Origin of the sequence: Wolbachia endosymbiont of Ostrinia scapulalis (assembly GCF_023559145.1) — a bacterium.
Lineage (GTDB): Bacteria > Pseudomonadota > Alphaproteobacteria > Rickettsiales > Anaplasmataceae > Wolbachia.
The window spans coordinates 417,497-443,309 of the sequence record NZ_CP096926.1 but is presented as its reverse complement, the minus strand read 5'-3'; the positions used below and the strand labels follow the sequence as shown (position 1 = coordinate 443,309).

19 protein-coding genes, 1 tRNA gene and 2 pseudogenes are annotated in these 25,813 nt (G+C 34.7%); 6 read left to right on the top strand and 16 right to left on the bottom strand.

All coding sequences use genetic code 11. The annotated features are described in order from the left end of the window. Positions 1-125 precede the first annotated feature (125 nt). Positions 126-1,463: an ankyrin repeat domain-containing protein gene (locus M1L26_RS02270; RefSeq protein WP_211907977.1), complete on the top strand. Its 1,338-nt coding sequence runs from the start codon at positions 126-128 to the stop codon at positions 1,461-1,463. Between the two features lie 60 nt (positions 1,464-1,523). Continuing rightward, positions 1,524-2,522 carry a pyruvate dehydrogenase complex E1 component subunit beta gene (locus tag M1L26_RS02265; protein ID WP_211907975.1) on the top strand — a complete coding sequence of 333 codons (999 nt, stop codon included), beginning with the start codon at positions 1,524-1,526 and terminating at the stop codon, positions 2,520-2,522. A 2-nt stretch (positions 2,523-2,524) separates the two neighbouring features. Here M1L26_RS02265 and M1L26_RS02260 read toward each other — a convergent pair. Beyond that, a pseudogene (locus M1L26_RS02260) lies at positions 2,525-2,773 on the bottom strand (TrbC/VirB2 family protein); the annotation flags it as partial. Between the two features lie 446 nt (positions 2,774-3,219). On the opposite strand from M1L26_RS02260, the gene M1L26_RS02255 reads away from it, so the two are divergent. Beyond that, positions 3,220-4,974, top strand: a complete 1,755-nt coding sequence (locus tag M1L26_RS02255; protein ID WP_214303292.1) for a reverse transcriptase domain-containing protein — start codon at positions 3,220-3,222, stop codon at positions 4,972-4,974. A 92-nt stretch (positions 4,975-5,066) separates the two neighbouring features. Here M1L26_RS02255 and M1L26_RS06540 read toward each other — a convergent pair. Further along, positions 5,067-5,180 (bottom strand): annotated as a pseudogene (locus M1L26_RS06540) (TrbC/VirB2 family protein); the annotation flags it as partial. 198 nt (positions 5,181-5,378) lie between these two features. Between M1L26_RS06540 and lepB the strand changes: the two are divergent. Continuing rightward, entirely contained in the window at positions 5,379-6,164 is a 786-nt protein-coding gene (gene lepB, locus M1L26_RS02250; protein WP_064085447.1) for a signal peptidase I, read from the top strand. A gap of 3 nt (positions 6,165-6,167) precedes the next feature. On the opposite strand, the gene M1L26_RS02245 is transcribed toward lepB, so the two are convergent. The 4 genes from M1L26_RS02245 to iscU are packed head-to-tail and all read right to left on the bottom strand — an operon-like array spanning position 6,168 to position 9,273. After that, positions 6,168-8,069, bottom strand: a complete 1,902-nt coding sequence (locus M1L26_RS02245) for an Hsp70 family protein (protein WP_250120341.1) — start codon at positions 8,067-8,069, stop codon at positions 6,168-6,170. After that, positions 8,047-8,505, bottom strand: a complete 459-nt coding sequence (locus tag M1L26_RS02240; RefSeq protein WP_250120340.1) for an iron-sulfur cluster co-chaperone HscB C-terminal domain-containing protein — start codon at positions 8,503-8,505, stop codon at positions 8,047-8,049. The genes M1L26_RS02245 and M1L26_RS02240 overlap by 23 nt, the downstream gene beginning before the upstream one ends. Then, entirely contained in the window at positions 8,498-8,884 is a 387-nt protein-coding gene (locus tag M1L26_RS02235; protein ID WP_006012614.1) for a HesB/IscA family protein, read from the bottom strand. Before M1L26_RS02235 ends, M1L26_RS02240 begins: the two co-directional genes overlap by 8 nt. 5 nt (positions 8,885-8,889) lie before the next feature. Further along, on the bottom strand, positions 8,890-9,273 hold the full coding sequence (gene iscU, locus M1L26_RS02230; protein WP_007302620.1) for a Fe-S cluster assembly scaffold IscU: 384 nt from the start codon (positions 9,271-9,273) through the stop codon (positions 8,890-8,892). A gap of 176 nt (positions 9,274-9,449) precedes the next feature. Between iscU and ftsY the strand changes: the two genes are divergently transcribed. Beyond that, positions 9,450-10,361, top strand: a complete 912-nt coding sequence (ftsY, locus tag M1L26_RS02225) for a signal recognition particle-docking protein FtsY (RefSeq protein WP_211907967.1) — start codon at positions 9,450-9,452, stop codon at positions 10,359-10,361. Between the two features lie 1,079 nt (positions 10,362-11,440). Here the strand turns inward: ftsY and radA are convergent. Next, positions 11,441-12,784 carry a DNA repair protein RadA gene (radA, locus tag M1L26_RS02220; RefSeq protein WP_250120339.1) on the bottom strand — a complete coding sequence of 448 codons (1,344 nt, stop codon included), beginning with the start codon at positions 12,782-12,784 and terminating at the stop codon, positions 11,441-11,443. Between the two features lie 66 nt (positions 12,785-12,850). After that, entirely contained in the window at positions 12,851-14,122 is a 1,272-nt protein-coding gene (locus tag M1L26_RS02215) for an MFS transporter (RefSeq protein ID WP_250120338.1), read from the bottom strand. 734 nt (positions 14,123-14,856) lie between these two features. Between M1L26_RS02215 and topA the strand changes: the two genes are divergently transcribed. Then, positions 14,857-17,307: a type I DNA topoisomerase gene (gene topA / locus M1L26_RS02210; protein ID WP_250120337.1), complete on the top strand. Its 2,451-nt coding sequence runs from the start codon at positions 14,857-14,859 to the stop codon at positions 17,305-17,307. A 184-nt stretch (positions 17,308-17,491) separates the two neighbouring features. Here topA and M1L26_RS02205 read toward each other — a convergent pair whose 3' ends face one another. The 8 genes from M1L26_RS02205 to M1L26_RS02170 form a co-directional block, all read right to left on the bottom strand. Continuing rightward, positions 17,492-18,376 carry a P44/Msp2 family outer membrane protein gene (locus M1L26_RS02205; protein ID WP_250120336.1) on the bottom strand — a complete coding sequence of 295 codons (885 nt, stop codon included), beginning with the start codon at positions 18,374-18,376 and terminating at the stop codon, positions 17,492-17,494. A gap of 100 nt (positions 18,377-18,476) precedes the next feature. Then, positions 18,477-20,495 (bottom strand): type IV secretory system conjugative DNA transfer family protein, encoded by a 2,019-nt coding sequence (locus M1L26_RS02200; RefSeq protein WP_250120335.1) that lies wholly within the window; start codon positions 20,493-20,495, stop codon positions 18,477-18,479. A gap of 30 nt (positions 20,496-20,525) precedes the next feature. Beyond that, a complete protein-coding gene (gene virB11, locus M1L26_RS02195; protein ID WP_250120334.1) occupies positions 20,526-21,518 on the bottom strand; it encodes a P-type DNA transfer ATPase VirB11 in 993 nt (330 codons plus the stop codon). A gap of 1 nt (position 21,519) precedes the next feature. Then, a complete protein-coding gene (locus tag M1L26_RS02190) occupies positions 21,520-23,031 on the bottom strand; it encodes a TraB/TrbI/VirB10 family type IV secretion system protein (protein WP_211907955.1) in 1,512 nt (503 codons plus the stop codon). A gap of 16 nt (positions 23,032-23,047) precedes the next feature. Next, on the bottom strand, positions 23,048-23,839 hold the full coding sequence (gene virB9 / locus M1L26_RS02185; RefSeq protein ID WP_019236950.1) for a P-type conjugative transfer protein VirB9: 792 nt from the start codon (positions 23,837-23,839) through the stop codon (positions 23,048-23,050). Next, positions 23,826-24,506, bottom strand: a complete 681-nt coding sequence (locus M1L26_RS02180; RefSeq protein ID WP_250120333.1) for a VirB8 family type IV secretion system protein — start codon at positions 24,504-24,506, stop codon at positions 23,826-23,828. The genes virB9 and M1L26_RS02180 overlap by 14 nt, the downstream gene beginning before the upstream one ends. Positions 24,507-24,578: 72 nt before the next feature. Further along, positions 24,579-25,664 carry a GTP cyclohydrolase II gene (locus M1L26_RS02175; RefSeq protein WP_211907951.1) on the bottom strand — a complete coding sequence of 362 codons (1,086 nt, stop codon included), beginning with the start codon at positions 25,662-25,664 and terminating at the stop codon, positions 24,579-24,581. 20 nt (positions 25,665-25,684) lie between these two features. Continuing rightward, positions 25,685-25,772 (bottom strand) — tRNA-Leu (locus M1L26_RS02170). Positions 25,773-25,813 lie beyond the last annotated feature (41 nt).

The following is a 25,813-nucleotide window of genomic DNA, read 5'->3' as shown; positions in this document are numbered from 1 at the left end:
TCAAAAACATGCTTACCAATTTTTGGAAACAGGAAATTTTATTTTATATAAAATATAGAATTTTGATAAATTTAACTTTTTTGTGAGATTATGCAGAGATAAAAATAAATTTAGAGGGAAAGGTTATGGCAATAGAGAAGGAGAAGTTTTTTGAAATAATAAATGAGGTAAGTGAAAGTAGCGATTTGGATGAAGATAATTTACTTGAAAAAATAAAGAATGAGTTAAAAGGAAAAGATGCAGGAGAGTACAACAAGTTTAGTAAAAATTTTAGTAAAGAACATCAATTTAGTATAAAAATTTCAGAAGAAGCTGCAGAAGATTGGACGTTGTTACATCTTGCTACAGCATGCAACAATCTTTTGATAGCGGAATTTCTAATGAAAAAGAAAGCAAGTGTTAGCGCTCGAGTAAAAGATGGATCTAGAAATGATGGAATAACTGCTTTGCATATTGCTGCTTCTTGTGGACATGAAAGCATGGTAAAACAACTACTAAGTGATGATCGAGTGAATCCTTCATTAAAAAGTAAAAATAAGACTCCAAGGGAGGTGGTAGGTAATACAGAAAATAAGGAAGCGATAGTACAAATGTTAGAGGAGGCAGAAGAAAATCATTCGCGAAAGAAGATAAAAGGCTTTCACATCCAAGTTGGAGAAGGAAGTTGTGACCACTCATCTCAGAATGATAATATAACTCGAGTCAGTTCATTTGTGAATGGAATTACTAAATTAGGAAATGATAGAGAAAAATCAATAGCAGTGGAAATACAAATGTGGAATGAAAGAAGGAAAGGGAATAATGATAATATTCAGAGTGAGCAAATCGCTTCTCATTCTATTACTGGTGAAAGTGTTAGTAGTGACGACAGCGGTCTAGAGTCTGAGGCTACATTTGATACTTCTTTCTGCTCTGAAATAAATAACGATGGAGCAGCTAATGAAGTTAATGACCAAATTTTAGAAAGTCTGCAACCTCAAATTCAGTTGCAAGATAGACAAATTCGGAAGTTAGAAAAGCCAGGTAAAGAATTAAAACATGTTGAGAAAGAACTAGAAAAATTAAAGAGTGACTTAGCTGGACATGAGAATAGGTTAGAAGTACTTGATAAACTCAGTGAAGAGAATCAATCACTAAAACAACAAATACAAGATCTAAAAAGTAAAAATACAACACTTAATAGTGAATTAAGCAAAACCAAAGCAAATAAAGTATTACTAGAAAAAACAGAAAAAGCACAACTGTCTTTCTTAAAAATTGCTTCTGTAAACTTTGCAATCATGTTGACAGTAGGTGTTGCCTTTAGTGTAGCCTTCCAATTACCAATTCTATTGATGATTGCAACTTCTGTGATGTCTTCATTGATAGTCGGTGGAGTTACATACGCACTATCACCGCAACCTACTGAATTAAAAGAAGTAAGTATTCAATGCTCAATGCAACATGATGCTTGTAAAACTTAACTTGTGCGCTTCCTGGTAATTTTGATATAGTTATTTCAGTTGAAATTTACAGATTTACAAATGGCAAGCTTAAGTGTAAGAGAAGCGTTATGCACGGCAATCAGAGAAGAAATGCAAAATGACCCTGATGTATTTATCATGGGTGAAGAAGTTGCAGAGTATGATGGTGCTTATAAAGTAACAAAAGGATTACTGAAAGAGTTCGGAGAAAATAGGGTAGTTGATACACCTATTACCGAACATGGATTTGCTGGTCTTGCTGTTGGAGCAGCGTTTGCTGGGCTCAAACCTATTGTTGAGTTTATGACTTTTAATTTTTCTATGCAAGCTATTGACCAAATTGTGAATTCCGCAACAAAAACAAATTATATGTCAGGTGGACAACTTGGATGCCCTATAGTGTTTCGTGGACCAAATGGAGCTGCAGCAAGAGTTGCCGCACAACATTCTCAGTGCTTTGCATCTTGGTATTCGCATGTTCCAGGTTTGAAAGTAATAGCACCTTACTTTGCCTCTGATTGCAGAGGTCTGCTTAAAGCTGCAATTCGTGATCCTAATCCAGTAATATTTCTAGAAAACGAGATCGCTTATGGGCATGAACATGAGATTCCTGATTCTGAGCTATCAAATAAAGATTATCTACTTGAGATAGGCAAAGCTGCTGTTATACGGGAAGGAAAGGATGTAACTATCACTGCTTTTTCATTGAAACTAATGGATGCGTTAAATGCAGCAGATTTACTCTCTAGTGAAGGAATAGAAGCTGAAGTTATCGACCTCAGAACCTTAAGACCACTTGACACTGAAACAGTTATTAACTCTATTAAGAAGACCAATAGATTAGTAAGCATAGAAGAGGGTTGGCCATTTGCAGGAATAGGAGCAGAACTCTCAGCCATGGTTATGGAACAAGGATTTGACTACCTTGACGCTCCGGTTGTACGGGTAACCGGCAAGGATGTCCCCTTACCTTATGCTGCAAACCTAGAAAAGAAAGCATTACCACAAGTGGAAAATATAGTTGAAGCTGTGCACCAAGTCTGCTTTAGAAAGAAATAGTCCTATTGACTCTTTTTTTTATCTCCCGTTCCACATTCTTCCATAAAAGAGGCATTTGTAGAGTTTATACCACCCATTACTTTTATGACAATAGTTTTAGCGCCAAAAAACACAGCGCAAAATACACCGAGGGCGAAAAGAGCAGGCCACGGCATTCTACCAAATATTGCAAGTAAAGCTGCTCCTATTATCACTACGGTCATAAGCGGTCCACCTATTCCCCAAACGTAGCCAATAATATTACATATGTGCGACCCGAAGTTGCGATTTTGTGATGGTTAGATTCCATCTTCCCTAGACATCAGGGATAATGTATGTCTCACATTTTAAAGAATGGCAACCTTTAGGATGCAAGCATGAGATAAAAGCAGGTAATGCTAAACCTTATAGCAAACTCCTGCAAACAGAGTTAGATATGGTTACGAGAGAAACTTATGATTGAATTGTCGTTATATTGAATATGCGAAATTAAGGTTGTTTTACGCATAGACCAAAATGGTATGAAGCATACGAGGAATTAAAGTTAGATGTCTTTGATTATAGATGTTCTCAGCTTCCGGTAAAAAGTAAGAACCTAAGTCTAACACGAAACAAAATCGTGAAACGGGATAACCATATAGGTGCTCTTATATTCATTTGAATGTAAGTAGGCAGCCAGCCATAAGCACTTACATTGGAGGGATTGTCCAAGAAGCTAATGCCCAAAGTAATATTTGGGATATGCAGACGTGGACACTATAATTTGGAGGGTAAAGTTGTGAATAGTAGTAAATATGTTATAGACCAACAATTTGTTAGGTATGAATGGAATACAATTCCTTGGCGTAAAGTTGAGAAATTTGTATTTAAGCTACAAAAGCGAATTTACCAAGCTGCAATATGTAATGATAAGAAGAAGGTACATAAACTTCAAAGATTATTACTCAATTCAATAAGTGCAAAACTACTTGCTGTCAGAAAAGTAACTCAAGATAACAGAGGGAAGAAAACTGCAGGTATTGATGGAAAAGCAAATCTTAATCATAAAGAAAGATTGCAATTAGCATATTCTTTAAATGTTAGAGAAAAAGCGAAACCATCAAAACGTGTTTGGATTCCAAAACCTGGAAAACCAATAGAATATCGCCCTCTTGGTATACTTACTATCTCAGATAGGGCAAAAGAAACACTTATGAAAATGGCACTAGAGCCAGAGTGGGAGGTAGGATTTGAACCGAACATGTATGGTTTTAGACCTGGTAGGTCATGTCATGATGCTATTGAAGCCATATTTAATTCACTGAATTGGAAAACAGCGTACTGTTTAGATGCTGATATTTCTGGATGTTTTGATAATATTAATCAAAATGCTCTGTTGGAAAAACTTAACACTACACCAACCTTTAGAAGAATTATAAAAGGATGGTTAAGAGCTGGAGTAATGGAAAACAGAAAATTTGAATCCACAAAACGTGGTACAATTCAAGGAGGGACGATCTCACCGTTACTTGCTTGTGTTGCATTAAATGGATTAGAACAATATATCAAAGAAACGTTATGGAGTGAACTTCTTCAATATAGGAAGATGAAATGTGGTGTTGCAAGCAGTAGAGAAGCAAAAAGCTCATTAAGTGTAATTTTCTACGCAGATGACTTTATCATCATACATGAGAGTAAGGAAATCATTCTGAAGGCAAAAATGATAGTTGAAGAATGGCTCAAAACCATTGGACTAGAATTGAAACCTTCAAAAACAAAGATTTCTCATACTCAAAATGGAGAAAAGCCAGGATTTAATTTTCTTGGTTTCTCAATAAGGCATTACTCTACGAAAAATAATAAGAGGGGTTATAAATTATTAGTCAAACCAAGTCGTGAATCCAGAAAACAGCATACACTCACTATAAAACATAAGATTAGAGGATTAAGAGGATCAACACAAGAAACAGTAATAAGACAGCTTAACCCAATTACTAGAGGGTGGAGCAAATATTATTCTTCGGTTGTGTCAAACAAGACCTTTAGGTTTATTGACAGTGTAATGTTTAGAAACATCTGGAAGTGGGCAGTCTACAGGCACCCAACCAAAGGAAAATACTGGATTAAAAATAAATACTTTAAAAAGTATAAAAACGATAATTGGCGATTTATGACAAATAACAAAGTTCTTCTTATTAAGCACGGAGATCATGCTATTAAAAGGCATGTCAAAGTGAAAGGAACCAAGTCTCCATATGATGGCGATTGGGTTTATTGGGGTAATCGTTTAAGGAAGATACCAGATAAACTACCAAGAGTAATAAAATTGTTGAAGTTACAACAAGGTAAATGTGGTCATTGTCAACTTTGGTTTAAAAATGATGATATCTTAGAAACACATCATATTGACCGAAACAGACGTAATAATATGAAAAAGAATTTATCCTTGTTACATGGACATTGTCACGATGAATTACATAGAAAGTGTGCATGACAAGCACCAAATTATAGAGGAGCCGTATGAGGCGAAAGTCTCACGTACGGTTCTGAAGTCGAGTGGGGAGAGGCGACTTTTCCCACTTAGATAACTACTTGAGCAGTTGTATCGTCATTAGAGTTAGCAGCACTTCCAACATGAGAAAAAGAAATAAATAATACTATAAGTAGAATACAAAAAACCTTTCTAATTGTAGGGTTCATCCCTATACCTTAAGTTTAAATATTATAATTATATCTAAAATAGTATAATTTTCAGTAAAACTAGCATTGTGATTTATACAATATTGCATAGCAAATGATGTCTATTGGTTATCAATCACTGTCAATTACTTAAGGGCTTATTTCGACTTTCGAAAAGAGCAATAACACCCATGAGTAAAATTTCACATTACCACTTTTATGTGTTATGATAAGCTTAAATTTATAAAGAAAATAAAATTGAAAGAATTGAGAGAGAACCGGATAGCAAGAACGAGAAAGTTTTTATCTTCACTGTTTTTTTTGCTACTAATTGCGCTATCAATACGTAGTTTTTTATTTGAGCCATTTCATATTCCTTCTGGTTCAATGAAAAGCACTCTACTTGAGGGAGATTATATTTTTACTAGTAAATATTCATATGGTTATAGTAAACACTCTTTTCCATTTTCTCCAAACATCTTTAGCGGTAGAATCTTTTATACCCCTCCGGAGCGTGGTGATATAATAGTTTTCAAGCCTACAAGAAATGACAGCATTAGATTTGTTAAGCGGGTAATAGGAATACCGGGCGATAAAGTGCAAATGATAGAGGGGGAGTTATATTTAAATGATCAGAAAGTAAAGCGAAGACAAATTGAAAATTTTTTTGATTATGAGTCAAAGCGTAATATAGCAAGATACATCGAAACACTCCCGAGCGGCAAGGAGCATGAAATTCTAATAGATAATCTTTCTAACAAGTTATCATACAATACTCCAGTTTATTATGTGCCTGATGATCAATTTTTTGTTATGGGAGACAATAGAAATAATTCTTTTGATAGCAGGTTTTCTGAAATTGGGTTAATACCAACTGAAAATATAGTTGGGCGCGTAAGCATGGTTGGTTTATCGTTTAAATTAGGCAAAGTTGATTGGTTACCGTTTGATTTTAGGTTACCTATTGCTCTGAGATTTGACAGGGTACTTCACAAAGTTTTATGAACTCTATCTGTCTTCTGATTCGCATAACTCTAAAGCAGAGTTTTCTAACTCAGAGATAGCATTATTAATGTTGTCTAAGTCATTTTCCTGTAAAGCGTCTTTTGCGTTCTGTAGTAAAATTTTTAACTTTTGCTCAATGGAAACATTTTCAACTAGATGTATGAGCTTGTTACCGTTAATTTTAGCCTCTGCAAGGGAACGAGCCTTCATGTCTTCATCAAAGTTACTTACTGACTGATTGACCATATCTTGAATATCTTCTTCACTTAAGCCAGAGCTTGAATTTATTTCAACTGTCTGTTCGACTCCAGTAGTTTTTTCTCTTGCAGTGACAGTCAATATTCCATCAATGCTAACTGTAAATCCTATTTCAACTTTTGCAGAACCTGCAGGCAATTGTGGTATACCTTTGAGTTCAAATCGTGCTAGAGATTTATTATCTTTTATCATTTCACGTTCTCCTTGACAAACGTGAATTTTCATTGCTGTTTGCCCGTTAGCGTAAGTTGTAAACTCTTTTATTTCTGAAACTGGTAGTGGTGTATTTCTTGGTATAATTTTTTCAACTATTCCCCCCATAGTTTCTATGCCAAGTGATAAAGGCAGCACATCAAGGAGAATATTCCTATCTTTTGAGTTTGAAGTTAAATAATGAGCCTGCAAAGCTGCCCCATTGGCAACTGCTTTGTCCGGATCCACATCATTCAGCACTTTATTGCCAAAGAGCTTGATTAGTGAATTTTGCACTAATGGCACTCTAGTTGCGCCACCAACTAAAATTACCCCTTTTATATCATCGATTTTAAGATCTATGTTGCTTATAGTACGAGTAACTATATTTATAGTCTTATTAACCAAAGGACTGATTGCTTGCTCGAATTCTTCTTTGGTAATTTTGCACTTAAATAATTCACCATTGATGCTGAATTCAAAAGTGCCAGAGGTATCTTCACTTAGGTACTCTTTTATAGCACGTATATTGCAGATACCAGTTTTAGTGTATGAATGTTGTAATTTGTAGGTAGTTGTATCAGATGGTGTCATTCCAGTGCTTGACACTGGAATCCAGTTCTTATTATATAACTTTCTGGTGTGTTCACTTGCAATCAAACTTTCTGGATCCCAGTGTCGGAGCACTGGGATGACACTAGAGCATTTTTTATTTAAACCTACCTGTTCTCTATACTTTTCAAGCACGATTAAACTAAGTAGATGATCAAAATCATCACCACCAAGTTTAGTATCACCACCAACTGCAAGAACTTGAAACACTCCTTGATGTAATTTTAATATTGAAATGTCAAATGTTCCACCACCGAGGTCATAAACTGCATATATGCCACTGTTATTGTTCTTTTCAATGGAGTAAGAAAGTGCTGCAGCGGTTGGTTCATTAATGAGGCGAAGAACATCTATGCCAGCTAATTTTGCTGCATATTTGGTTGCGTTACGTGCTGAATCATCAAAATAAGCTGGTACAGTAATCACTGCTTTGTTAACTTTCATCCCTGTGAATTTTTTTACCCTCTTGCATAGAGTTTTTAGTATCTCAGCAGAGATCTCAATAGGAGTGAGATACTTTTCTTCTGAGCATTTTACCCTAATAACTTTTTCACTTTCGTTATCTATTTCACAATTGATACCTTCTTTATGCAAGTCTTTAACACTTTTACCCATTAAGCGTTTTATAGAGCAGATAGCGTTTTCGCCAACATCGTAGCCTACTTTTAGTACATCCTTTTCATATGAAATGACAGAAGGTAATAGTTCACGACCTTGCTCATCTTTAAATATTTCTACATTGCCAGCTTTATTTACCATGGCAATTAAAGAGTTAGTAGTTCCAAGATCTATACCAAAAACTACCTCATTTGAACTTGGTTCAGAAATTTGAACTGGCCGCATTTTCCTTTATCTCCTCAAATGACTTATATAAATATCTCAATCTAAAAACTTGCGTAGAAGCTTCATCAAAATTTTTTGTAGCAAAAGCATTAATTAGGTTTTTAGTACAATCTTTTACCTTTTCATCAATCATCCTACTTGCAAATTGTAAATCATCGCAGTCTAGAAAGTATTCTCTTATTTCCATTGATTCATTTAATATTTCAGGATCAAGATGCTCTTTTTTGCTTTGTACGTCAAAAAGATCCAACAAATGTTCGGCACGCTTTAGCGGTGACTTCAGTACCTGATAAGCTTTGTTGATATTTTCCATATTTTTGGACTCTCTTTCATTTATATCAGTTTTGCTTAGCTCAATATATTTTTTCTCCAGCTCATCAAAGCTGATGTTAAAAGCCGGTTCAATTCCAAATAATGTGAAATGGTTGCTAGACATGAAAACTCTCTCCACAACCACATTTTCCTTTCTCATTAGGATTTTTGAAAATAAAACCTGATGAGAATTTTTCCTCTACATAATCCATTTCAGAGCCAAGGATAAACATGATAGATTTTGGATCGATCAGCACCTTGACTTTTTGATCATCACTGCAGCTTTCTTCAATTACCGACTCCAAAGGACGAACATCATATGCATATTCAATATCATATTTTAAACCAGAGCATCCTTTTTGCTTAATTAGAACTCTTATTCCTATTGCTTCTTCAAGGTTAGCATGCTTCTTTTTGTCCAATAAAAACCTTACCCTCTCTACTGCATTTGCAGTTAGAGTGATAGGTTTTTTAACAGAATTTACTCCTTGAAATTCACTCATATTCCTCAATGTTTTTGTTTATTTTGATAATCATGAATAGCAGCTTTTATAGCATCCTCAGCAAGTACTGAACAGTGTATCTTTACTGGCGGCAAAGACAATTCTTCCACTATTTGAGTATTCTTTATCTTTGTTACATTCTCAATAGTTTTTCCTTTGATCATTTCTGTAAGCAAAGAACTTGAAGCTATAGCAGAACCACAACCAAAAGTTTTAAATTTTGCGTCTTCAATAACACCTTTATCGTTGACCTTTATTTGCAGTTTCATTACATCTCCGCATGATGGTGCACCAACTAAACCAGTACCAACATTTGGATCATTTTTATCCAGAGAACCAACATTCCTTGGATTTTCGTAATGATCTAAAATTTTCTCATTATAACTCATAGATTACCCGTAAACCATTACTTACATTATAACATATTTAGGTTAAAAACTAAAGTAAAATACACTAGCAAGCGGTACATTTTACTCATAAAATATATAGGTTACGAGTGTATTTACTTTACAAATACATATAGTGCATGTCATTCTTTATATGGTAATTTTAGAAGGAGTATTTCTTGAGTTTATTCAGTAATCTTTATCAAGGACTATTAAAAACCTCCTCCCGTTTTAGTGATGGAGTAAAAAATATTTTTTCTGGCAAAAAAAAATTAGATCAGTCGCTTTTAGATGATCTGGAAGAGCTGCTGATTAGCATGGATATAGGTCATAAAACTTCTAGATTGCTTATTGATAAGCTCGCAAGTATCAAATTTGAATCAGAAGTTGAACATAACATTATCACACAGCAGTTAATGAGCGAAATAAAAACAATATTAAACCCTGTTGTGCAGCCGCTCATTTTGAATAAAAAACCACACATAATAATGGTATGCGGAGTGAATGGTAATGGAAAAACTACAACTATAGGTAAACTTGCCCATAAATATAAGGAAAAAGGAAAATCCGTTATGCTTGTTGCGTGCGACACATTCAGAGCTGCTGCGAGTGAGCAATTAAATATTTGGGCAGAACGTTCTGATTGCTCTATTGTTACTGGAGAGCACGGTAGCGATTCTGCAAGTGTGGCATATAGAGCTGTAAATCAAGCGATAAAAGAGAGCGTTGATGTTGTTTTGATTGATACAGCAGGAAGGCTACAAAACAATGTAAATCTCATGCAAGAGCTGTCAAAAATACATAGAACGATAAAGAAATTGGATGATACTGCTCCTCATGATGTTATTTTAGTTCTTGATGCAACTACTGGCCAAAATGCTTATAGCCAATTAGAGGCGTTTAGTAAAATGGTTGGTGTTACCGGGTTAATTGTAACAAAGCTAGATGGTACTGCCAAAGGTGGAGTAGTGATTGGGCTTGCAGAAGCTTATAAGGTGAAATTACACGCTATAGGAATTGGTGAAAGTATAGAAGACCTGAGGGAATTTACTGGCAAAGAGTTTGCTGAAGCGCTGTTTAAATGTGATTGAAGATTTCCTTTAACTTTTTCATATGACCAAGCTTCAATTTTTAGATGGTGTCATTCCAGTACTTCCTATCCGAGTAGCCTTTTCTTGCCATCCCAGTCTGGGATCCAGATTGCAAGTGGGTTGGGTGAGCCGTTATAGATAGCTAACGTATAAAAATTACTTCCGCATATTTTCAATCTCATTATAATTACAAATAGAGATATTTTAAGAGCTCAAAATCTATCTTTAGTCTGCAGACTTTTTAATCAAACTTATTAAAAAATGTATTCTTCAGTGTATATCTGTCGTATGTGCACTGCATTTTTTTTCTAACTCTTTTTTATACAGGAGGATTTTATGTCCAGAATTCCAGATACTTGATCTTTACTTTAGCCAATAAAAATCAATGGGCGCCCATGGTTTTTATAAAGAAAGTATAAGAAAAAAAATATTTTAAAGAATATGAAATAAGGATCTAATATGTTTTGTGGGCAACCAAAAACCACTTCAGCTTGTCACTCATGCCTAAAAAGTAATTATATTAATGTAATATTGATACTTGTATACTAACATAAATATATTTTAAAAATTTAAGGAGTATATTATGACAATGTCTACCACAAATTAGTGAGAAATTAGCAGCTAGCGCAAAAAGTCTCTTTGATGAGAGCGAAAAATTATTGCTTATAGCAGAGGAAATACACAATCAAGATTTAATGTATCTTTAATCATAAAAAAGAAGATATTCTACATCTTCTTTTTTTTATGCGATAATTAGCTACTTGTTTTCGTATTCGTTCAGACAAGGTAGTTATGAGTAAAAACAGCAAATGGTCAGTGCGTGAAACTGGAATCCAGCTAATTTGGTAAACACTTTACAATTTTTTTGATGACGAAAAGACTGGATGCCAGTGTCTGGGCACTGACATGACAGGAGTGTGAGATAAGGCTACATACATACTCCAACAGGTATGATGGTGTCATTCCAGTGCTTGACACTGGAATCCAGAAAAAAAGAAGCCTATGTCACCTACTCAGATGACATTATGGAAGCTGGGATGACATCCTTCTCACAAGCACAATGTTCATGCAGATAATATTTAACTTTGATTGAAGACCTCTTTTAACTCTTTTATATGACCAAGCTTAATTATCTCAATATCATGAGAAGAATAATTGCCATTTTTAGGCATAATCGCTTTTTTGAATCCTAATTTCTGTGCTTCTTTTAGTCTGAGATCAGCATGCGAAACGTTTCTAATTTCTCCTGAAAGTGCAACTTCACCGCAGATTATTGAAGAAGTTGGTAGCGGTAAATTTACTAAACTTGAAATAAGGGAAGCAGCAACAGCAAGGTCAGCTGATGGTTCCTGTATTTTGAGTCCTCCCGCAATGTTTAGGTATACTTCTTTATCATGCAAAAACATTTTACAACGAGCACTTAGAACCGCGATTATCATAGCTAATCTATTAATATCCCAACCAACTACTGCTCTTCTTGGAGTTGCCATATTAGTCCTTGCTATTAATGCTTGCACTTCCATTAAGATTGGTCTTGAGCCTTCAACTCCTGCAAATACGGCGCTGCCAACTACTTCTCTATCATGTACGGTCAAGAATAATGATGATGGATTATCAACAGGCATGAGTCCTGCTTTAGACATCTCAAAAACACCAATTTCATTTGCAGGGCCAAATCTATTTTTAATAGTACGTAAAATGCGATATTGATTACTATTTTCACCCTCAAAATATAGTACTGTATCTACCATATGCTCCAGGGTTTTAGGTCCCGCTATTTGTCCATCTTTCGTTATATGGCCAACTATTAAGAGAGAAACACCATATTGCTTTGCAAGAACAGTCAATTCATGAGCGCAGGTACGGACTTGAGTTACAGTTCCTGGTGCTGATGTGACTTTGCTATCATACATAGTTTGTATAGAATCAATTATCAAGAACTTAATACTTTTATTTTTCCTTATTGTTGCTACTACATCAGTTAAAGATACTGTAGATAAAAGCTTAATTTTAGGTTCATTTATCTTAAGACGCTTTGCTCTGAGGCTCACTTGCTCTAAAGATTCCTCGCCAGATACATAAAGACATTCAAAAGAGGAAAGTTGTACAACATTAGCTGCAATCCTAAGCAAAAGAGTAGATTTTCCAATTCCAGGTTCACCACCAATTAAAATGCTAGCACCTTGAACGATACCTCCACCAAAAACTCTATCTAACTCTTCTATTCCTGTTAAAAAACGATCGGGGGTAATAATTTCACTATCTGATAACGCTTTTATTGAAATTGGTGCAGATGTACTTCTCGTTTCTGTTTTTAGTACTATTTCTTCGACAACCGTATCCCAACTGTCACATGCAATACACCTTCCTACCCACCTTCCAGTGCTATGACCGCAGAATTGACATACGTATGCAGTTTTCATAAAAGCCAAAATTATAATTGTAATAAAAATTAGCTAAATAAGTGAAATAAATTTAAATAGAGAAAATTACCAATCACACTTTTTATCTTGTGGTTTTATTTGCAATATTGCTACTAAGCTGACTAATAAGCAAAAAATTACATAAAGCCCAGCAGCAAAGTCTATTTTAGGAAACATTATAGTAAACCAAGTGCATATCATAGGAGTAAATCCTCCATGCAAGGCAAAAGAGATGTTGCGTGATAAGCTAACACCACTAAATCTAACATTAGTAGGAAAAAGCTCAGCAGTAACTATCCCTATAGGATTAATACCCCTCTCGATTATAGAAAGAGCCATCACACTCAACATGATTATAAGATAGCTTTTATAGTAATATGCAATAGATAACATAGGACAACATAATACCATTGTTATCACTATAAATAAGATTGCAGTGCGTTCTCTTCCTGTTTTATCAGCTAAAATTCCAAGCACTATTGAAGATATCGGCATTAATATACTGGTTATAATGAGTACAACTTCGTTGACATACGTTGTTACATAAGTTTCAACAGACACTATTTCTTTTGCAATTGTTCTAAGAAATATGGTAAATCCAACAGCAACATTAACAGGTACAGATATTAAAATGGCAAGTATCAGGGCTCTCTTATAGCGTTTTGTAAGCTCTATTATTGGTAAATTAGGTAAATTTCTTTGTTCTCGATTTTTTTCATACGCTGGAGTTTCTCCTAGTGTATATATACTATATGCGCTTATTAATCCTAAAATGGCTGAAAAAATAAACGGCAGCCTCCAACCCCAAGCGTTAAAATCAGTGGTTTTTTTACAGATGATCACTGCAGCCACAGAGAGCAATATGCCAATGGAGCGACCAAAACTTATTATTCCAAAAAACATTCCTAGTTTTTTCTTATTAGGTAAATGCTCTATGAGATAAACAGAGCTACCTCCTTGCTCAGCGCCAAGTGCAACCCCTTGTATCAGATGGATTGTAAGAAGCAACATAGTAGAGGTTATTCCTATTTTACTATAACTTGGAATAAACGCAACGAGACTAGAAGGAATCGATATTAGCAAGATAGCAATCGTTAACGCCATTCTCCTTCCATACCTATCACCAATGTGACCAAATACAGATGCACCAAGTGGTCTTACCATTGCACCCATTCCTGCAATTCCAAACAATTGCAATATGCTGTAGTAGATATCTTTTGCATAACAAAATTCTCTACTCATTATATTAACCAGATCAATAAAGAGCATATGGTCATACCATATTGCGATTCTACAGAGTATTGTTGCAATCAATACTCTTGTTTGTTGATTGTACACTTAGTTTAATTTGTAAATGTCTACTTATTTTTATTTTGGCTGCTTTTTAGAACTTTGCAACTCAAGCGTATGGCTTATGTGTAAATATTATTAAAATTGGAACTTGCATAACCAGCCAGTCTGGGATCAAATAAAAAAATCTGGTCATCCGCTGGAATGAAATGGTGGAATGTCCTTCTTGTCATTCCAGTACTCCTTTTCTTGTCATCCCAGTGCTCCGACACTGGGATCCATTTTTCCATCATCAGAAACGTTGATTACTTTTATACTCGTAAATTTAACTGGATCCCAGTGTCGGAGCACTGGGATGACACCTCTCTTAAATTACTTTAGCTACAAATATCAAGAAATTTACCAAGTAGAAAAAAGACAAAAGAAACCCCCTATTAGCTAGCTCTAATCCTGAAAATTGGCCTGTCTTAAACAACCCGTTTCAGCTTATATGGTTAAAAAACTGGAAGTTTTGTAAAGAAATAAGATGCACATAGTGCAAAAAATTAAAAATAAGACGACAACTGCGTTATGCTTTTGTCGTTTAATCTGCACAGACGAAGATAAATAGTATAGCGTTATCCTTATGGTAAGGGAGTTGAAAAAATTTATAAAGCAGGTTCTTTCATTAGTTTTTTTGCGAACATCAAACAATTACTTAGAAAAATTGGAAAGACCATTAAAATATTTTTTTACTTTTTATTCTATATATTTCAACATATTACCTTTAAGTACTAATAATTATGGCATTATTAATAGTTGAGTCGCCAGCAAAGGCAAAGACGATAGGTAAATATTTGAGTAAAGAATTCAAAGTGGCTGCATCTTTTGGCCACGTCAGAGATCTGCCAGCGAAGAATGGTTCTGTTGATCCTGATAATGACTTTGCCATGAAGTATGAGATTATTGAAAAAGCAGAAAAGTATGTAAAAGAGTTAGTCAAGGAAGCTAGTAAAACATCAGATATATACCTTGCAACAGATCCAGACAGAGAAGGAGAAGCAATAGCTTGGAATGTGATAGAGGCACTAAAGGAAAGAAAAGCAATCAATGATGAAAGCAACATTCATAGAGTAGTCTTTAACGAAATAACAAAAAGAGCAGTGCAAGAAGCTATAAAAAATCCACGTGAAATTAATATGGACTTAGTGCGTGCACAGCAAACACGCAGAGCTTTGGATTATCTAGTTGGATTTAGCTTGTCACCGCTGCTGTGGACAAAATTGTCGGGAAGCAAATCTGCAGGGCGAGTGCAGTCTGTTGCATTAAAGCTTATATGCGAACGAGAGGATGAAATCAGTAAGTTTATAACACAGGAGTATTGGAGCATAAAGGCAGAAATGCAAAATAGCAAAGATGAGGCTTTTTTTGCTATGCTAAGCCACTATGACAATAAAAAGCTAGAAAAATTTGATATTAAGAATGAAGAAGAGGCAAAGAACTTAGTCAGGGAGATCGAGTCAAGGCAGTATGCTGTAAGCACAGTAGAACGCAAGCAAGTTAAGAGAAACCCGCTTCCTCCATTTATCACCTCAAGTCTTCAGCAAGATGCAGTGAATAAACTGTATTTTAATGTGAAAAATGTTATGCGAGTAGCGCAAAATTTATATGAAGGTATCAATATTGGTGGTGAAACCGTAGGATTGATAACTTACATGCGTACAGATGGGTTTCATATTGCAGATGAGGCTATAAACTCAATCAGGGGATCAATTAAGTCATTATATGGTGATAAATATTTACCGCATTCTCCTCGTAAATATGTAAAAAAGGTCAAAAATGCTCAAGAAGCACATGAAGCAATCCGGCCAACTGATATTAATAGAACGCCGGGTAGTATTAAGGATTACTTAACGCCAGAGCAATTTAAATTGTACGATTTAATCTGGAAAAGAACCATCGCAAGTCAAATGGAATCGGCGATTCTTGATCAAGTGGTAGTTGAAATTAGTTCTATTGACCAGAAAGTGATTCTGCGAGCAAGTGGATCAAGTATATTCTTTGATGGTTTTTATAAAGTCTATCAAGATAACATAGAAGCCAAAAATGAAGGCCTGCTACCTTCCATGAAGGAAGAGGAAGCGTGCAAGTTGATTTCTGTTGATCCGAAACAGCATTTTACTCAACCGCCACCTCGTTATAGTGAAGCGAGTATAGTAAAAAAAATGGAAGAAGTCGGTATAGGTCGCCCATCAACTTATGCAACAATTATTTCGGTATTACAAGATCGTGAATATGTTTCATTGGATAACAAAAGATTTATTCCAAGCAGCCGCGGTAAGATCGTGACTATATTTTTGGAAACTTTTTTTCAGCGTTGTGTAGAGTATGACTTTACAGCACAAATGGAAGAAAGGCTTGATTCAATCTCAAATGGACATGCAGATTGGAAAAAAGAACTAGGCTATTTTTGGGTGCCATTTTTTAATCATGTAAATTCTGTTAAGCAAATGACACATGATGAGATTTTTAGTGGTATTCATGATTTGGTAGTCAATTGGTTTTGCTCAGAGGAAGGAAAGGAAGAAATAGGTAAAAAATGTCCTAATTGCTCTGGTGGTATATTGAAATTAAATTTTGGAAAAGCCGGTGTGTTTCTTGGATGTTCTAACTATCCTGCATGCAATCATACAAAAGAAATTACGGACAGTAATGACAATTCAGAATATCCAAAAAGTTTGGGTATAGATGATGTGACAGGCCAAGAGGTAATGATCAAAAAAGGTCCTTTTGGACTTTATCTGGAGTTTAATAGTGAGTCAGAAAAGAAAAAAAAGATTTCTGTACCAAAAGATATAAATGTTAATGATATTGACCTAAATACCGCCACTCGATTACTTTCCCTGCCGAAAATAATCGGAGAACACCCAGAAACTGGAAAGGAAGTAAAAATAGGTCTTGGACGATTTGGATACCATATTCTCTATGATGGTCGATACTTTTCTCTTAAAAAAAGCTCTAAGGAGGTATTAGACACACAATTAAACGAAGCTATACAAATTATTGAGAGCAGCCCACGCAAAGAGCTAAAATCTCTTGGTTTTAATGAAAAGGGAAAAGAAGTTTTTATCTGCAACGGTAGGTACGGATTCTATATAAAATGCGGTAAAACAAACGTTGCTTTGGGCAAGAATGCAGATATTGAAAGTATAGATCTGAAGAAGGCTTTAGAGTTAATTAAGAATAAAAAGTAGACTTCTTGCATAACCATTCTTTATATGTTCTTTATTGTTGTTCCAGCCCTACACGCTGGAACTGAGAAAAAAGAGCCTGAATTACAAGAAAGAAAATATTCAGATAACGAGAAAGTTGTCACCTGGTTAGCAGCTACAGTCGTGTGACGCAGACATGCTACCAGGAAAATAGTCTCTATCAGAGTTAAGCTTTGCTTGCAAAATGAAAAGTAAGACCAGCTTCTATACCGTGTGTGTGAAACACTTGATTGCCTATACTGATACTTTCTTTGTGTAACTTCTGGTCCGATGGTTTTTGACTTTTATTCAATTCTAATATCTTTTTTCCATCTGGGTTTACCTGTTGCTTTGCTTTCATTTCTCCTAACACCTCTGCTTCAAAATCAACATTACTACCAAGAACACCAAAACCTCTATATCCGATGTGCATATTTATATCTTCGTTTATACGATAATCAAAGCCAGCTTTCAATTGACCTGCAGGTCTTATTGACGATTTTTCAAACATTGTCATTCTTGTTGCACCAACTCCAATACCAACGTAAGGAGAAAAAGAGAAACTATCACTTTTCCAATAATGATAAACATTTGCCATTACAGATGCGTTTTCTACTTGGTCATGATTAATTACAGTTTTATACATATAAGTTTTTTTATTAGCACTCTCACCAACGTCTTTTAGATACGAAACAGTTACTTGATTACTTGATAAACCAACATTATCTACTTTTACAGAAGAGTACATCCCTTCCAATTCAGCTCTATAGCTATTATTGCCTAGTTCTCCTGTGTAACCAAACGTTACATTTGCAGCAAAAGGTGGGTTATAATCTCCTTTATACTTACTTATTAACTGACCTTCTGTTCTCTGAGCATCTATGCCATTTATAGATACACGGTTATCATCTGTAGCATCTTTGCCTCCAATTTTTGCTTTCAACTTACCCAAGTTCAAATATTGACCGTAATATCCACCACCAAAGTAAAATCCTTCTGTTTCACTTGCAAAAGATTGTTGTGACAACAATAAAGCAAGTGCCGTAACTGCTAATGTTTTTTTACTCATCATGACTATTCCTCTAGTTAAAATAGCTAATCTAGTACTAATTAATTAAAAATGATTTAATATGAAAAAACTAATTATTTTCTAAACTAAAAAATAGGTAAAATTAACCTCTATCCTCGATTTTATTGCCGTCTAGTTTGTCCTCATCTTCAAATTCATCATCATCGTCAAATTCATCCTTACTGTCTTCATCATCAAACCCATCATCGTCTTCCTCATCATCAAAACCATCACCACCTTCAAATTTATCATCAATATCCTCGTCTTCAAATCCATCTTCAATCTCTGGCTCATCGTATATTGCATCTTCAGTTTTAGCTTCAACAGGATAATCAGCAGCTTCAATAGCATTACTCTCTTCTTCATTACTAATCTTATCTTTGTTAGCAGCAGAAAAGACCTTGTTTGGATCATATGGCTCTTGTGTAGGCACACGTGTTGGTTTAATCAGCCTCCTTGTGAATGTGCTATCACTATAGTACAAAATTTTCTTTGACTTAATTGGATAAGTCGATTCTATCAAAATTATTTGATCATCACGTGGCAGCATAATAATTTCTTGAGGTAAGAGCAATGCTCTCTGTGTTTCAGAGATATGCAATGATCTTGATGCAGGATTCAAGTCTAAAAATTTAGGTTTGTTTAATGATTCTTGTTGTACAGTTTTGTTTCCTATAAGCTGAGATATCAAATTAGCCGTTTCAATATTATTGGCTGCAAAAGTTATTCTATAGGTTGAGTTTGATAAAAAGGAGTTCATTCCTGCTTCTTCATATATTCCTTTAAGCTGTTCAGTATCTTGAACGATTAAAAATAACCTTACTCGATAGCCACGAAAGTATGCGATGCCCGTTTGAAATTGCTCCATTTTTCCAAGTGTTGGAAACTCATCCATTAAAAATAATACGCCGTAAGGCTCGTCATCCGATGGCAATTTTCTACATAAAAACTCAGTTGCCTGTTGGTAAAAAACCTGCATTAAAGGCCTGAGCCTAGTTAAGTTATCAGGAGTTAAACCAACATAAACTGTAGTTTTCTTCTTTTTAAAATCCAAAATATTAAAATCACTTGATGCAGTTGCAGTATCGATCAATGGGTTTGCCCACAATTCAAGCGACGAGTTCATAGTTGACACAACACCTGATCTTTCTTTGTCAGCCTTTTGCAAAAAAGCTGCAATGTTCATATACGCTACCGGATGTATTATTTTACCCATTGTGTCCAAAACTACAGCAAGATTGTAAACTACGTCATCGCTACGCATCGTACGCACAACCTCACCAAAAGATTTAACTTTCTCTGGTGCAGCAAGTAAATATAGTACCACCCCAACAAATAAGCTTCTTGCTTCGTTTTGCCAAAAATCTTGTTCAGGCATGATTAGGTTAGCTATTTTTTGCACATCGTCAACCATCTGTCCAGGTTTTTCACTAATCCATTCCAGTGGATTATAACAATGGCTTACCCCATCTGGCTGCGCTGGGTTCCATACATATACTTTTTGTCCTTGTCGCTCTCGCCAACCACTTGTTATTTCATGGTTCTCTAATTTTATATCATGCACAATTACCGAATCATTCCAAAATAACAAATTAGGAATTACAAAACCAACACCTTTACCAGAGCCCGTAGGTGCAAAGAGCAATGCATGCTGAAACCCATCAGCAATAAAATATCCTCTCTTATCTTTACCAAGCAATAGACCTTTTTTGCTTCTTAATCCCGCTTTTCGTATGTCTTTCTCTGATGCCCACTGTGAATCTCCATGAAGTGATTCTTTCTTTTTAAATGGCCGCCACTCAATTAGTCTTTCTCTCACATTCCACAAAATAATCATCAAAACAATTTGAGGCAGTACAGAAGATACAACTAATTTAATTTTGAGCTCAAAGCTATATAGCTCTGGATGATGCCAACAATATTGTATATGATCAAAAATTGTCGGCCAGAGAGCTTGAGGAAAAGGTGTCAAGCTAGGATTAATTGCTCTAAAATCTACACCATCTGGACCGTCAACAAACAGATAGAATAATATACCAGACAAATAGAAGCAAAATTCAAGTATGCTAAAAGATACTACACCTCCTATGAGAATATTGCGTAGGTGATTTCCATTACTCATAAACTACTTTTTCTTAACTTACGTATAAATTTAAGTATTTTCATTTGAAGATCTAGTAAATAACATTTCAGAAATGCTTCTTTTTCCACCACTGGTCCTTTTGAGTTGAATAACAATGTCAATTACATTTCTAATGTATGGTATGATCTGATCTGGGGGAATGCCAAGATTTGCTTGCATAACCATAAGTTTTATTTGCTCAAGAGCCATTGCCGGACTATCCGCATGAAGAGTTGATATTGACCCTGGGTGGCCAGTGTTTATTGCTCTAAGAAAACTAAAAGCTTCTGCTCCACGCAGCTCACCAACTATTATTCTATCTGGTCTTAAACGTAAACATGCCTCTATCAAATCTTGAGTGGTCACTTTTGCCCTGCCTTGCCCTCCTTTAGAAGCAATTAAATGGACTTTATTGGGATGATCATTCAAAACTATCTCTCTTGCATCTTCAACAGTAATAATTCTTTCTTCAGATGGAATAGCACGCAAAGTAGCATTAGTAAAAGTGGTTTTACCAGTGGAAGTTCCACCACTAATTATGATATTTTTCTTACTTATTACAGCATATTCTAAAAACTCTTTTATTTTTTTTTGTTTCAGTAGCAAATCTAGATGACGATCTACTGGATTATCGGTCACTCCTATAACAGTTTCAGAAAAAGCCCCCATTTTTTCATAATCATCCAATGCCAATTGCATAGAAGAAGGTTTACGAATTGAAATGACTACTTTATCAGGCTCACATGCTGGAGGAAACACTATCTGTATACGATAACCATTTGGTAATGTAGCTGAAAGCAGCGGTGTCTCTTCGCTCAGTTTTTGTTCTGTAGCTTGAGCAATCAACCTGCTAAGAGATTTTAAATGATTAAGATCAAATATTTCTAACTTTTCGCATCTTATTTCACCGCGATTTTCAATCCATACTTCCTTCGGTTTATTTATTGATATTTCATTTACACCTTCCTCTTGAAATATGCCTTGTAATGGCTCCAAATATGTATCAAGTGCAGCATAGTTCATTTCAGTTATTTAATATTGACTGTGGAGGAAATACTATATCTTGGTTAACAAATACTTTCAATGAAGTTCCTTGATTAACATAAATAGTTGGTTTTTTATCTACACTCCTATCAACTATATCTCGCATGTCTTTGGAAAAATCATTGATTGACTTCCCTATTGCTTCATCATAAACAGATTTGCTTCTTTTCTGAGTTTGCCTCAACAGTTGACGTACATCGTCTAAAGTTATACCGATATTATCACTAGTAATTGCATCAACTCCACTAGCTCCAGAACTTTTTATCACACTTACTATTTCTTCCTTTATTATTCTCAGCAAATCCTGATCACTTTTAGCATTTCGAATTTTTTCAATAGCCCTAATACCCAATTTCCATTTTTCGTCTCCTACCTTCCCAACTTCAGTTTTTATAGAATTCTCCAATCTCTCAACAATAGCCCCTTTGAGAGAAGAAATATCTATTTCAGTTGCAGTAATAGACTTCACTGCATCCATGGCAGTTAGCGCATCGATAAGATTAGAGGCTTTTTGTCCTACAACAGCTGAACCAATCGAAACACCAGCAAGTGCCACTGAAGAGAATAATGCACTTGCTATTTTATTATCAACTATTCCAGCTATCCCTGCCCTTCCAAGCTCATCGGTACCAGATGATGCAATAGCAACATCTATACCATGAGGAAGAATGATCCTATTCCAATTTATGTTCACGCGGGCTTTTGCAACATTTGAGTCGAATGAATAACCACCTATTAACCTTGAACCTTTTGGTATTAAAATTGTATCACCAGTTTCTGCATAAACGTCTCTACTAACAACAGCACGGAGCATTCCTTGTAAGTCAGAACTTATTGCAGTTTCAAGAATAGCGTCAATAACTTTACCTTGAATAATCATTAAACCAAGCTTTCCAGCTTTGGTAGCTTTGCTCGATTGTGCTGAGGTATTGGATAAAACAGCATCTGTAGCTTTACCTTCCCCACTACTACCTGAAATTGCTAACATTTGTGCACTACGTCTGTCTCTAGGATAACCGCCACCCCCTATTGTAGGAAATGAAGTAGGCAAATTGCTAATAACATTACCAGAAGGAAAATTTTGCTTTGGTAAAACAGGTATATTTGACAAGGGAATTTCTTTTAGTTGCTCTTCTTTTTTTGTCACTTCCTCTTTTTTGATTTGTTTTACTTCTGGTATGACTTGTGGAATAGGAAGAGGAGGTAAGGGTGGCAAGAGATCAGTTACTACTCTTTCAGAAACTATTGCATTATCTGGAACTTGTTCTAACTTTCCTTTCAATTCTTGAATGTTTTGCTTTGTTTCCTCTTTTTTAACAATCTCTGGACCCTCTTTATTAGAAGGACTAAAATAAAGATAGTACACTCCACCAACTAAGAGCGCTACCATAACTATCATCAATGCCTTATAACCTTGATTAGAGCCAACTGTTACTACCTTGCTTTCTATCTCTGATTCATCTTCTACACTATTATGCCTTTCTTTACTCATATTATATGTACCACAACTAAAGTGACCTATTTATAACTTCAACTTCACTACCTTCATAACGCATTAATAGCTTTTTATGTACTCCTTTTATTACAACATAATCATCAAATAACAGCCTTTTACAGGATTCGCCTTCTATAAAAATCTGAGGAATTTTATTACTATTTCTAAACTTTAAATAGGTTAAATAACCATCATCGAATAACTCAATTGGAACTATATCTACGTTACCACCTTCATCAATATATGTATAGTTGTACCTCGTATTATTTTCTTGTATTATTTTTTCTGGCTTTTCTGTAATGTATTGCATTTGAGTAGGTAAAGAAACCTCATCTAAATCAACATCAAATTCATCTTCTTCTTGAGGATAATAAAAACGTATTACGTAAGATATATCCTTTTCAACGGAATAATCATGATCCACTTTTTTAGCATCAGTATCTGGGTATTTATCGTAATTTGGTCTTGAAATTAGATCAAAAATGTAATTTCTCTTTTTAGTTGTCGTAATAATCATGTTAGTGCGACTACTGACTTCAAATGGCATGACAAGCAGTTTATTATCATAAGGATTAATTTTCCAACTTGATGCATCACCAACAGCAATATTTTTGACTTTTTCCCCTTCTGCAAACTCAATATAAGAATAGTAACCTTGACTAAAAATTACTGTAAACACCTCATTAGGGCTATATACAAAAGTCTTTATTCTACTATCTACAGAAATAGGTTTATTATTAATAGATGCATTTAAGTTGCCACTTATTAGTAAAGCTAAAACTAACAATATCCTACACATATTCATCATCTACTCTATATGAAATAACTTGAAACCCTAACGGGTTAATATATCTTTGCTGATCATTCATTTCAAGCGATGCATATTTATACGACATCACAACTATCTTATTTTTCCTTGAGGAATTTCCATCTTTTCGTGTAAATTCTATAGAAAATCTCACTTGAAGAGCATCGTTACCTAATTTTTGAATTGAACGAATTTTCAACTCACCTTTAGCATCTGAATATAAATTCAAAAGGTCATTCATATTCTGCGATTTTATATAATTGCTAAATTCACTATATACACTAGGCGAAGAAAACAACCTTACTTTTGTATAATAATTATAATTATAATTATATGGATCAAAAACCTCCCTTGCTTTTATATACTCTGAAATAAAATAATCGTTCAGCGTTTCATTTGCAGAATATTGTTTTACTGTAACAGGATCAACCAATTGCACTATTCCTGACTTTTTATCAATTTCTATAACGAATGGCTCAATAGTGCTACTTGTGCTAATTTTAAATATAGCTAATATGCTTATAGAAATTGCAACTAGTAATATTAATGTAAATAAAAGTAAAGTATTTCTCTGAGCAACAACTGTGCTATAGCGACTTGAATTCCAATTTATATCCTTATCCAATGAATCATTACTTTTTTCTTGTTTTAAAAATTTCAGCATCTCAATATTCTTAAAAATCTTAACTTATATTAATTAACATAGCAAGCTAACAAAGTAGTTATAACAAAAAAGCTAATAAACCCTTAATCCATGGCCTAACTTGCCAAATTTTGTTTCCATATATGAATCATTATATTCATTGCGTTCCATAATAAGTGGTATACACTTTGTAACTTCTATACCGTTATTTTTCAACTCTGATAACTTTCTACCATTGTTTGTAAGTAATTGTATTTTGTTAATGTTCAATTTCTTAAGTATTTTAGCTGCAACAGCAAAGCTCCTTTCATCATCTTCAAAACCCAATACTCTATTTGCATCAACAGTATCAAGATTATATTTTCTTTGCATACTGTATGCTCTTAACTTATTAGTTAAACCAATGCCTCTCCCATCTTGCATCAAGTATAATATAATGCCATTCCCAAAGTCGGTCATTATTTGAATCGCTTGATGTAACTGGCTTCTGCAATCACATGATAAGCTGTCTAATAAGTCTCCTGTATAGCATGAAGAATGAATTCTCACTAATGGCTCATTATCTTTATCTGGATTGCCAATGATAATTGCATAATGTTCTCTTCCGCCACTTTTGGTTCTATAAGATATGATATCTACTTCTTGAGTCTGTTTCAAAAATAATGATGTTTTGCACACTTCATACACACTATGATTTTGTTGAAAATCATTCACAAGTAACGTATTTAGTGCAATAATGTCATTTTCTTCACACCAATTTCGCATTTCATGTTTATTCTCAAAAGTCATATCAGCCACTAACGCGTATGGCAATAATTCTGAGAACTTAAGCAAGGCAACAGCATAAGCATCTATTGTCTTTGAGCATTGCAACTCTTTTATCCAATCTTCCTTTGAACAGTTTATTAAATGGAGCAGTTCATCAAAATTGCTTATCAACAGACGTTTGCTACTATGTTCTTTACTCTGACATATGTATTTTACCTTACTTGCAGTCAAAGTAACATACACATTACCTGATATAAGCTTATATTGACTAAATAAATTTTTTTCTAAAGTTTCAGCAGCAGCAAGCAATAGATAGTTATTTTCATCATCATATATTAAAATTGGAAGACCACGCCTGACTTCACTGATGGCCCTTTCTACTTTATTTCTACTTTGATTTCCTATAAACATTTCACCTACACCAAACAACTTGGTGCGGTCGAGAAGACTTGAACTTCCAAGGCTTTGTGAGCCACAGCGACCTCAACGCTGCGTGTCTACCAATTCCACCACGACCGCACTTTATTCTAGTTTCTATATAATTACTTTAAATTACTTAA